General features: G+C 69.6%; 1 protein-coding gene. It reads right to left on the reverse strand.

What is annotated here, in order from left to right:
• Positions 1-43 precede the first annotated feature (43 nt).
• A partial coding sequence (locus tag NBW84_RS22090; protein WP_445548816.1) for a WD40 repeat domain-containing protein occupies positions 44-520 on the reverse strand: 477 nt, incomplete at its 5' end.

The following is a 520-nucleotide window of genomic DNA, read 5'->3' on the forward strand; positions in this document are numbered from 1 at the left end:
TACCGATGCCGTAATGACGCCGTAATCAGGATGGGGACCAGCGTCATCGCCAGCCTGCTCCCCCTCGCCGCTGTGGCTGCTGCGGCGGCATTCGCGGCTGTTGCGGCTGTGCCGCCGGCGGCGTGCTGAGGGAGATCCGGCCCAGCCCGGGGATGGGCGCGACCGGGTCGAGCGGCTGGTAGGCGGGGTCGAGTTCGGCGAGCTCGTCGAGCTCGAACCGGCGTAGCTTGACCGCCCACCATAGCAGCGGACGGACGTCCCCGCCGGAGCTCTTGTACCTCCCATCCGGCAGGAGGGCGGCCCACTCGCCATCCGGCAGGGGATGGAGAGTCACGAGCAGTCGCCAGGTAACGGTGTCCCACAGCCGTGCGGTGCCGTCGTTGCTGCTGGTGGTGAGGGCGGCACCGTCGGGCGAGAACGCCGCCGCGGTCACCCAGTCGGTGTGGCTGGTGAGGATGTGGGTGTTTTGTCCGGTGGTGGTGTCCCACAGCCGTGCTGTGCGGTCATTGCTGGTGGTGGC

It is taken from the genome of Protofrankia sp. CiP1_Cm_nod2, from assembly GCF_920664355.1.
In the GTDB taxonomy this organism is placed as follows: domain Bacteria; phylum Actinomycetota; class Actinomycetes; order Frankiales; family Frankiaceae; genus Protofrankia.